The following is a 9,036-nucleotide window of genomic DNA, read 5'->3' on the forward strand; positions in this document are numbered from 1 at the left end:
TCCAGCGCCGCAGCTCGGGCGGCGCGGAGCGCACGGTCTCGGGACGGGTGGGAGTGCTCACGGGGCGTCCTGCCTGCTGCTCGACGACGGAACCTGGGAGTGGCGCGGAGGTGGGGACGGCGCGGGGCGGGCACCGGCAGGTGCCCGCCCCGAGACCGCGGTCCTCAGCCGACGACCGAGGAGATGGCCTCCCCGAGGGCACCGGCCTCGTCGGGGGTCATCTCGACGACGAGACGGCCACCCCCCTCCAACGGCATGCGCAGGACGATGCCGCGCCCCTCCTTGGTGACCTCCAGCGGACCGTCCCCGGTCCTCGGCTTCATGGCCGCCATCGGCGTGCGTCCTCTCTCGTGGTCCTCGTGCGCCCGCCGGCCGCGACCGGGTGCCGCGGCGGCGTGTGTGCGTCCATCATCCCCCATGGCCACCTCCCGCCGCGCGACCGGGCGGGCGGGTCGCGCCCGCGCGCCCGCGCGAGCACCGCACGGCGCGGGCGACGGGCCCGTCACGGGCCGGTCACGGCGGCCAGTCCGCCGGGGGCGAGAACCGCCACAGCCAGGCGGTCCACACCACCTGCAGGGCCAGCGAGGCGACCACCCACGCCGTCAGCGCCCCGCGGCGGCGCGGGTGCAGCCCGACGAGCCCGCCGAGCGGGAAGAGGAACACCAGGTACCGGAACAGGCTGGTGAAGGGGTCCAGCACCAGCAGCAGGTACCCGGCGTACGCCAGGCACCAGGTGCGCAGCTCCGCGCCCAGCGCGGCGGTGCGGCGCCCGAGCAGCCAGGCGGCGAACGCGACCACGGCCACCACCAGCAGCACCGGCCCGGCCACCGGCCCCAAGACGTGGCGCGAGACGTCCCACCAGGGCCGCAGCCACACCACCTCCCCGCCGCTGCGCCAGGCGCCCATCGTGGCGGTGTAGGCGTCGGCGCGGCCGGTGAGCAGCGCCGCGGTCACCGGCCACAGCAGCCCCGCCGCGCCCGAGGCGCCCAGCAGCACCGCGCAGCGCAGCGCCTCGCGCCCGCGCAGCACCGCGCCGCGCCGGTGGCCGGCCAGCGCCCGCAGCAGCAGGTGCACCCCGACGAGCACCGACAGCGGCACCGCGACGGGCCGGGTCAGCCCCAGGGCCAGGGCGACGGCGGCCGCCGGCAGGTAGCGCTGCCGCTGCAGCAGCAGCAGGAACGCCACGAGCAGGGCCAGGGCCGGCCCCTCGGTGTACGGCACCTGCAGCACCGGCGAGGGCGGGCTGACGCTGAGGAGCACCGCCGCGCTCCACGCACCGCGCCGCGCGGCGCCGGCGGAGCAGCGCGCCGACAGCGCCCGCAGCAGCAGCGCGTGCACGCCCACGGCGGCCGCGGCGCCCGCGAGCAGCGAGACCAGCGAACCCGCCCAGGCGAACGGCAGGCCCGTCGTCATCAGCACCCGGGCCAGCAGCGGGGCCAGCGGGTAGAACGCCAGCTCGGACTGCACCGGTGCGCCGTCCTCGCCCAGCGGCACCGCGTCCGGGTAGCCGTCCTCGGCGATGGACCGGTACCAGGTGGCGTCCCACAGGACGAGCACGTCGGCGTAGCCGGGGTCGGCCGGGGTCCAGGTGCTGGGTTCCTGGAAGCGGGCCACCTCGGCCAGCACGAAGGCGCTGAAGAGCCGGGCGGCGGCGTACACGGCCAGCACCCGGACGGCGGCCGGCAGCCGCAGCCACCGCAGCGCCAGCCGCTGCCGCGCACCCAGCCGGAGCGGCGCGGTGCGGGCGGCCCCGGGCGCGGCGGGACGGGACGCTGCGGGACGGGACGCGCTCACCGGCGCCCCTCGAGGTCCGCGCGCGCCGCCCGCAGCACCGCGCCGAAGGCCGCGCGACCCAGCAGGGCGGGCAGCGGCCCGGCGAGCGCCGCCGCGAGCGCCAGCGCCGGCGGGCGCAGCAGGAGCCGCTCGGTCCACTCCACCCGGGCCCGGCCCGGGCCGCGCTCGCGGACCACGAGGTCGACGGTGCCGCCGAGCAGGGTGCCGACCTTGCGCACGCGCACCCGGCCCGGGCGCCCCGGCGCCGGGCGGGTGGTGGCGACGACGACCATCACGTCGTCCAGCGCGAACGGCCCCAGCCGGCTGACGCCCGCGAAGCGCTCCCCCGGCTCCCCCGGCAGCCCGCCGCGGCGCTCCACCGCGGTGGCCGGCACCCACCGCGTCTGCCGCGGCCAGTCGGTCAGCACGTCGAAGACGCGACCGGCGTCGGCGCGGTAGTCGGCGGCGGCGGTGAACACCACCGTCCGCTCCAGCACCCGCGGGTGCCGCCTCAGTCCTCCGCCGCGCGCCACGCCGCCAGCTCCTCGTCGCGCTCGCGGATCTCCTCGCGCAGCCGGTCCAGGACGGCGTCGACCTCGTCCATCCGGTAGCCGCGCAGCGCCACCGAGAACCGCACCTCGTCCACGTCGGCGGCCAGCACCGGCCCGTCCGGCAGCCCGCGGTGGGGCCGGGTGCTGGTCGCCGGGCCCAGCCCGCCGCCCACGCGGCCGGCGGCGACGGCGGCCGCGACCGCCGCGACGCCGACGGCCAGCAGCACCAGGAGGAGGACGGCGACGCTCACCCGCGCTCCCGGCGGTCGTCGGGGAAGTCCGCGAAGCTGCCGAGGATCTCGGAGCTGGGCAGGCTGATCCGCTCGCGCGGCGCGGACTCGAGGTGGTCCAGCGCGGCGGCGGGGTCGGCGCCCCAGTGCACGACCTCGAAGGCCAGGGGGCGGGCGAAGCCGCGCTCGACGAGGTCCTCCAGCCAGGTGCGCAGGCCCGCGTAGTGCCCGTCGAGGTCGAGGACGGCCAGCGGCTTGGTGTGCAGGCCGATGGTGCGCGCCACCCAGATCTCGAACAGCTCCTCCAGGGTGCCCAGGCCGCCGGGCAGCACGATGAAGGCGTCGGCGCGCGCGTCCATCTCGGCCTTGCGCTCGCGCATGTCGTCGGTGACGACGAGCTCACCCAGGCCCTCGGGCGGCAGCTCGACCTCCATGAGGGCCTTGGGCATCACGCCGGTGGTGCGGGCGCCGGCCGCGCGCGCGGCGGCCTCGGCGGCGCCCATGACGGAGGTGCCGCCGCCGCCGTAGACGAGGTCGTGGCCGCGCTCGCCGATGAGCCGGCCGACGGTGGCGGCCAGCTCCACGTGCCGGCGGTCGATGCCGCCGGAGGCGCTGCCGTACAGGCAGATCGTGCTCATCGTCAGACCCCCTCCCCCAGCAGCCACCCGCGCAGGACGCCCAGGCAGCGCTCGAGCTCGTCGACCCGGCAGCGCTCGTCGTCGGCGTGCGCGGTGGCGTTGTCGCCGGGGCCGTAGTTCACCGCCGGCACACCCAGCGCGGAGAAGCGGGCCACGTCGGTCCAGCCGAACTTCGGCAGCGGCTCGGTGCCGGTGCGGCGCACGAACTCCGCGGCGGCCGGCAGGTGCAGCCCGGGACGGGCGCCGTCGGCGGCGTCGGTGACGCGCACGTCGAAGCCGTCGAACACCTCCCGCACGTGCGCCTCGGCCTGCGCGGCGTCGATCGCGGGCGCGAAGCGGTAGTTGACCGTGACCGTGCAGCGGTCGGGGATGACGTTGCCGGCGATCCCGCCGCTGATGCCCACGGCGTTCAGGCCCTCCCGGAACACCAGGCCCTCCACCTCCACCTCGCGCGGGACGTACTGCGCCAGCCGCGCCAGGACGGGGGCGGCGGCGTGGACGGCGTTGCTGCCGCGCCAGGCGCGCGCGGAGTGCGCCGCCCTGCCCGTGGTGGTGACCTCGGCGCGCAGGGTGCCGTTGCAACCGCCCTCCACCACCGCCGAGGACGGCTCCAGCAGCACGGCGAAGTCGGCGGCGAGCGCCCCGGGGACGTCGCGCGCCAGCCGGCCCAGGCCGTTGCGGGCGGCCTCGACCTCCTCGTGGTCGTAGAAGACGAAGGTGACGTCGCGCTCGGGCGCCCGTCCCGCGGCGAGGGCGGCGGCGGTCTCGCGGGCCAGGACCAGCTGGACGGCCACCCCGCCCTTCATGTCGCAGGTGCCGCGGCCGACGAGCACGTCGCCGTCGACGGGGTGCTGCTCGCGGCGCACCGGCAGGTTGGGCGGGTCGGCCAGCGGGACGGTGTCCAGGTGCCCGGCCAGCAGGACCCGCTCGGGACGGCCCAGGACGGTGCGGGCGACGACGGCGTCGCCGTCGCGCAGCACCTCCAGCGAGCCCCAGGCGCGCAGGGCGGCCTCCACGGCGTCGGCCAGGGCGCGCTCGCCGCCGCTGACGGACTCGGTGTCGCACACCCGGCGGGTGAGCTCGACGACGTCGAGGGCGGGGTCGGCCAGGTCGTGGCCGGCCGGGACCGCGCGGGGCGCCGGCGCGGGCGTCGGGACGGGCGGAGGGGTCACGCCTGAACCCTAGACGGGAGGGCCCCGCACCGGTCGGGCGCGCGCCGCCGGGGCCGCCGCGCGCGGGTAGGGTCGCGGGCGTGAGCGAGCAGACCAGCCCCCCCGCCAGCACGCCCGGCAGCACGCCCGGCAGCAGCGCCGCCTCCCGGCGCGCGTGGGGGCACGGCCTGGCCACGGTCGCCGAGGACGGCACCGTGCTGGACGTCTGGTACCCGTTCCCCGCGCTGGGCGCGGCCTCCTCGGGCGAGGCCAGCTCGTACGGGGTGCCGGCGGAGCTGGCCTCGCTGGAGGACTCCGACCCGCACCGCCGGGTGCGCCAGCGGGTGGTGACCACGCAGATCGACCTGGACGTCCCGCCGGCGGACGCCGCCGACGCGTACCTGCGCCTGCACCTGCTCTCGCACCGCCTCGTCGCCCCGCACGGGCTGGACGTCTCGGGCGTCTTCGGGGTGCTGGCGAACGTGGTGTGGACCAACCACGGCCCGTGCGCGGTGGCCGACTTCGAGCGCACCCGCCTGGCGCTGCGCGCCAACGTCGGTCCCGTCACCGTGCTGGGCGTCGACAAGTTCCCGCGCATGACCGACTACGTCACCCCCACCGGGGTGCGCATCGCCGACGCGGACCGGGTGCGCCTGGGCGCGCACCTGGCGCCGGGCACCACGGTCATGCACGAGGGCTTCGTGAACTACAACGCCGGCACGCTGGGCGCCTCGATGGTGGAGGGGCGCATCTCCGCGGGCGTCGTGGTGGGCGACGGCTCGGACGTCGGCGGCGGCGCCTCGATCATGGGCACGCTCTCCGGCGGCGGCAAGGAGGTCGTGCGCATCGGCGAGCGCACCCTGCTGGGGGCGAACTCCGGAACCGGCATCTCGCTGGGCGACGACTGCGTCGTCGAGGCCGGCACGTACGTCACGGCCGGCACGAAGGTCACCGTGCTGGACGAGTCGGGCGCGGCGCAGCGCACGGTCGCCGCGCGAACGCTGTCCGGGGCCTCCGGGCTGCTGTTCCGCCGCAACTCCGTCAGCGGCGCCGTGGAGGCGCTGCCGCGGCGCGGGGTGCGCGTGGAGCTCAACGCCGCGCTGCACGCCAACTGACGGCGGTGCCCGGAACCCGCCGGCTCCCCCGCTCGCGGGCCGCGGCGAACCGCCGGGCCCGGCGCCTGCGGCCCCTCGTGGCCGCCGGCTCGGTGCTCGCCGTCGCGACCGCCGGGGTGGTGTGGCTGGTCGGCGACGACGACGCCCCCGTGGTGCGCGAGCGGTGCACCGCGACCGTCGACGGGGCCACGACGTCGCTGTCCCCGGAGCAGGCCGGGCACGCCGCCACGGTCGCCGGGATCGCGGTGCGCCGCGGCCTGCCGGCGCGGGCGGTCACCATCGGCATCGCGACGGTGATCCAGGAGTCGGGGCTGCGCAACCTCGACCACGGCGACCGCGACTCCCTGGGTCTGTTCCAGCAGCGGCCCTCGCAGGGGTGGGGCACCCCCGAGCAGGTGCAGGACCCCGTCTTCGCCACGAACGCCTTCTACGACGCCCTGGTCGAGGTGGACGGCTACCGCGAGCTGGAGGTCACCGACGCCGCGCAGCGGGTGCAGCGCAGCGCCTTCCCCCTGGCGTACGGCGACCACGAGACCGAGGCGAGGCTGATCGCCTCCGCGCTGACCGGGTACACGCCGGCCGGGTTCACCTGCAGCCTGCGGCGGGCCGAGCCGGACGCCCGGATCGGGGACGACGAGGAGCCGTCACCGGCCGCGCAGCGCCTGCGGGAGTCGATGGCCGTGCAGGTGCTGGGGACGGAACCCCAGGTGGTGCCGGGCACGGTCGGCAAGGAGCTGGAGCACGTCTTCGGCGGCGAGGACGCCGAGCGCCTGGCGTGGGCGGCGGCGAGCTGGGCGGTGGCCTCCGCCGACGACCTCGCCGTGGTGGAGGTCAGCGTGGCCGGCCACCGCTGGGACCGCGAGCGGTCCCGGCACGGCTGGGTCGCCGAGGACACCGGCGTGCCCGCCGGTGGTGTGCGGGTGCGCGTCGCCTGACGCGCACCCGCCGGCAGCACCGCCGTTCAGCGGGCGGGGACGTCCACGTAGTCGCGCGCGGCCTCGCCGACGTACACCTGGCGCGGGCGGCCGATCTTCGTGGCGGGGTCGTTGATCATCTCGCGCCACTGCGCGATCCACCCGGGCAGGCGGCCCAGCGCGAAGAGCACGGTGAACATCTTCGTCGGGAAGCCCATCGCCTTGTAGATGAGACCGGTGTAGAAGTCGACGTTCGGGTACAGCTTGCGCTCGACGAAGTAGTCGTCGGACAGCGCGATCTCCTCCAGGCGCATCGCGATGTCCAGCAGCTCGTCGCGCTTGCCGAGCTGGGACAGCACCTGGTCGGCGGTCTTCTTCACGATCGCCGCGCGCGGGTCGTAGTTCTTGTACACCCGGTGGCCGAAGCCCATCAGGCGCACGCCCTTCTCCTTGTTCTTCACCCGCGCCACGAAGGTGTCGACGTCCTCGCCGGAGTCGCGGATGGACTCCAGCATGTCGAGGACGGCGGAGTTGGCGCCGCCGTGCAGCGGGCCGGACAGGGCGTGGATGCCCGCGGAGACGGAGGCGAACAGGTTCGCCTGCCCGGAGCCGACGAGCCGCACGGTGGAGGTGGAGCAGTTCTGCTCGTGGTCGGCGTGCAGGATCAGCAGCTGGTCCAGCGCGCGCACCAGGACCGGGTCGATCTCGTACGACTCGGCGGGGTTGCCGAAGGCCATGCGGGTGAAGTTCTCCACCAGGCCCAGGCGGTTGTCCGGGTACAGCAGGGGCTGGCCCAGGGACTTGCGGTGCGCGTACGCCGCGATCGTCGGCAGCTTCGCCATGAGGCGGATCGTGGACAGCTCCACCTGCTCGACGTCGAAAGGGTTGAGGCTGTTGGGGTAGAAGGTCGACAGCGCGCTCACGGCGCTGGAGAGCACCGGCATGGGGTGCGCGTCGCGCGGGAAGGCGTCGAAGAACCGCTTGAGGTCCTCGTGCAGCAGGGTGTGGCGCTGGATGCGCTCGGTGAACGCGGTGAGCTGCTCGCTGGTGGGCAGCTCACCGTAGATCAGCAGGTAGCTGGTCTCGAGGAACGAGGACTTCTCCGCCAGCTGCTCGATGGGGTAGCCGCGGTAGCGCAGGACGCCGGCGTCGCCGTCGATGTAGGTGATCGCGGAGGTGCAGGACGCGGTGTTGGTGAAGCCGGAGTCCAGGGTGACCAGCCCGGTCTCCTTCATCAGGCTGGAGATGCCGAAGCCGGAGGCGCCCTCGGTGGCCGGCGTCACCGGCAGGTCCAGGTCGCCACCTGCGTGCTTCAGCGTCACGGAGTCCACCATGCGGCTGACCGTACCCGTCCGCGAGCGCCGTCCCCAACACCGGGGGCGGCCCTGCGCGGGATGGGCTTCGTCACACCTCCTCCACGCGCCCCACCCCGTCCCCCCGCCGGGTCGGGGCGCTCAGCCGAGGGCGGCCAGGCGCTCGGGCACCTGCGCGACGCGCTCGTCGGTGGCCGTCAGCGCGACCCGCACGTGCTGCGCACCGGCCGCGCCGTAGAAGTCGCCGGGGGCCACCAGCACGCCGTGCCGGGCCAGCAGGTCCACCGTGGCCCGCGACCCCTCGCCGCGGGTGCTCCACAGGTACAGGCCGGCCCCGGAGGCGTCCACGCGGAAGCCGGCCCCCTCCAGCGCGCCGCGCAGCACCTCGCGCCGGGCGCGGTAGCGCTCGCGCTGGGCGTCGACGTGGGCGTCGTCGGACAGCGCCGCCCGCAGGGCCACCTGCACCGGCCACGGCACGATCATCCCGGCGTGCTTGCGCACCTCCAGCAGCTCGCGCACGAGGGCGGTGTCACCGGCGGCGAACGCGGCGCGGTACCCGGCGAGGTTGGACTGCTTGGACGTGGAGTACACCGCCAGCAGGCCGGTGTGCTCGCCGCCGGTGACGCGCGGGTCCAGCACGGAGGGCACCAGCCCGCCGCGGGAGGCGTCGTGGCGCTCGTCCCAGCCGAGCTCGGCGTAGCACTCGTCGCTGGCGACGACGGCGCCGTGCTCGCGCGCCCACGCCACCACGCCGGCCAGCTCCTCGGCCTCCAGCACGGCGCCGGTGGGGTTCGACGGGGAGTTCAGCCACACCAGGCGGACGGCGTGCCCGGCGCGCCGGGCCTCCTCCAGCGCCGCCGCGCCGCCGGCGGGGTCGACGGGCACGGGCGTCGCCCCGGCCAGGCGGGCGCCGACGTCGTAGGTGGGGTAGGCCACCGCGGGGTGCGCCACGGCGTCGCCGGGCCCCAGGCCCAGCAGGAACGGCAGCCAGGCCACGAGCTCCTTGGAGCCGACCGTGGGCAGCACGCCGTCGGGGTCGACGCCGGGCGCGCCGCGGCGGCGGGCGAACCAGGCCGCCACCGCCTCCCGCAGCGCGGGCGTGCCCCACGTCAGCGGGTAGCCGGGCGCGTCGGCCGCGGAGCGCAGCGCGTCGGCCACCACCGCGGGGGTGGGGTCGACGGGGGTGCCGACGGACAGGTCGACGATCCCACCGGGGTGGCCCGCCGCCAGCGCCTTGGCACCGGCCAGCGAGTCCCACGGGAAGTCCGGCAGCGCCGCCCCGCGCCCGCGGCGGGCGGGCGGCGGGGTGCTCAGTGCTCCTCGCCCTGCGGCGGCAGCGAGGCCACCACCG

10 protein-coding genes are annotated in these 9,036 nt (G+C 76.6%); 2 read left to right on the forward strand and 8 right to left on the reverse strand.

The window, feature by feature from the left end:
• Positions 1–164: 164 nt before the first annotated feature.
• The 6 genes from V9U69_RS11360 to dapE all read right to left on the reverse strand — a co-directional run bounded on the left by V9U69_RS11360 (position 165) and on the right by dapE (position 4,364).
• Positions 165–332, reverse strand: coding sequence for a DUF3117 domain-containing protein (locus tag V9U69_RS11360; protein WP_242127468.1), 168 nt, complete (start codon positions 330–332; stop codon positions 165–167).
• A gap of 181 nt (positions 333–513) precedes the next feature.
• Positions 514–1,794, reverse strand: a complete 1,281-nt coding sequence (locus tag V9U69_RS11365) for a hypothetical protein (protein ID WP_337061927.1) — start codon at positions 1,792–1,794, stop codon at positions 514–516.
• A complete protein-coding gene (locus V9U69_RS11370; RefSeq protein ID WP_337061928.1) occupies positions 1,791–2,270 on the reverse strand; it encodes an SRPBCC family protein in 480 nt (159 codons plus the stop codon). The genes V9U69_RS11365 and V9U69_RS11370 overlap by 4 nt, the downstream gene beginning before the upstream one ends.
• Before the next feature lie 14 nt (positions 2,271–2,284).
• Positions 2,285–2,575, reverse strand: coding sequence for a DivIVA domain-containing protein (locus tag V9U69_RS11375; RefSeq protein WP_337061929.1), 291 nt, complete (start codon positions 2,573–2,575; stop codon positions 2,285–2,287).
• Positions 2,572–3,192: a TIGR00730 family Rossman fold protein gene (locus V9U69_RS11380; protein WP_337061930.1), complete on the reverse strand. Its 621-nt coding sequence runs from the start codon at positions 3,190–3,192 to the stop codon at positions 2,572–2,574. The genes V9U69_RS11375 and V9U69_RS11380 overlap by 4 nt, the downstream gene beginning before the upstream one ends.
• A gap of 2 nt (positions 3,193–3,194) precedes the next feature.
• The gene (gene dapE / locus V9U69_RS11385; protein WP_442907735.1) at positions 3,195–4,364 is read right to left on the reverse strand and encodes a succinyl-diaminopimelate desuccinylase; all 1,170 of its coding nucleotides are present in this window, start codon (positions 4,362–4,364) and stop codon (positions 3,195–3,197) included.
• 80 nt (positions 4,365–4,444) lie between these two features.
• Here dapE and dapD point away from each other — a divergent pair, with 80 nt between their 5' ends.
• Both dapD and V9U69_RS11395 read left to right on the forward strand, forming a co-directional pair.
• On the forward strand, positions 4,445–5,458 hold the full coding sequence (gene dapD / locus V9U69_RS11390) for a 2,3,4,5-tetrahydropyridine-2,6-dicarboxylate N-succinyltransferase (RefSeq protein ID WP_337061931.1): 1,014 nt from the start codon (positions 4,445–4,447) through the stop codon (positions 5,456–5,458).
• A 5-nt stretch (positions 5,459–5,463) separates the two neighbouring features.
• Positions 5,464–6,393, forward strand: a complete 930-nt coding sequence (locus V9U69_RS11395) for a hypothetical protein (RefSeq protein ID WP_337061932.1) — start codon at positions 5,464–5,466, stop codon at positions 6,391–6,393.
• 26 nt (positions 6,394–6,419) lie between these two features.
• Here V9U69_RS11395 and V9U69_RS11400 read toward each other — a convergent pair whose 3' ends face one another.
• Complete coding sequence (locus V9U69_RS11400) at positions 6,420–7,706, reverse strand: citrate synthase (RefSeq protein WP_337061933.1); 1,287 nt, start codon at positions 7,704–7,706, stop codon at positions 6,420–6,422.
• Positions 7,707–7,826: 120 nt separating this feature from the next.
• Entirely contained in the window at positions 7,827–8,999 is a 1,173-nt protein-coding gene (gene dapC, locus V9U69_RS11405) for a succinyldiaminopimelate transaminase (RefSeq protein ID WP_337061935.1), read from the reverse strand.
• Positions 9,000–9,036: the final 37 nt, after the last annotated feature.

The organism is Kineococcus sp. G2, from assembly GCF_037154035.1.
Lineage (GTDB): Bacteria > Actinomycetota > Actinomycetes > Actinomycetales > Kineococcaceae > Kineococcus.

Excerpts from the sequence above, each read along its gene's own strand:
- V9U69_RS11380 (WP_337061930.1), bottom strand. The coding sequence starts at position 3,192 with ATGAGCACGATCTGCCTGTACGGCAGCGCCTCCGGCGGCATCGACCGC.
- V9U69_RS11400 (WP_337061933.1), bottom strand. The coding sequence starts at position 7,706 with ATGGTGGACTCCGTGACGCTGAAGCACGCAGGTGGCGACCTGGACCTG.
- V9U69_RS11360 (WP_242127468.1), bottom strand. The coding sequence starts at position 332 with ATGGCGGCCATGAAGCCGAGGACCGGGGACGGTCCGCTGGAGGTCACC.